At 60.5% G+C, this 259-nt stretch carries 1 pseudogene; it reads left to right on the top strand.

The features are described from left to right. Positions 1-121: 121 nt before the first annotated feature. A pseudogene (locus ASD95_RS29135) lies at positions 122-244 on the top strand (putative sulfate exporter family transporter); the annotation flags it as partial. Positions 245-259: the final 15 nt, after the last annotated feature.

The following is a 259-nucleotide window of genomic DNA, read 5'->3' as shown; positions in this document are numbered from 1 at the left end:
AAACCTGTGGGAGCGAGCTTGCTCGCGATAGCGGTTTCACATTCAACACTCATGGCGGCTGACACACCGCCATCGCGAGCAAGCYCGCTCCCACAGGGGTGGTGTTCCAACTTCGCGCATTCTGGGCATGAAGACCCGGCTCAGGGAGCTGGCAGCGGTGGGGATCAAGCCGATTCTGCTGATGGTCGGGGAGACGGTGTTCCTGGTGGTGCTGGTGCTGTTGTTGCTTCGCTGGGGGCTCTGAACGTCAGGTTGATAC

The organism is Pseudomonas sp. Root71, assembly GCF_001429045.1.
In the GTDB taxonomy this organism is placed as follows: Bacteria; Pseudomonadota; Gammaproteobacteria; order Pseudomonadales; family Pseudomonadaceae; genus Aquipseudomonas; species Aquipseudomonas monachiensis.
This window is presented reverse-complemented; position numbering and strand designations above follow the sequence as displayed.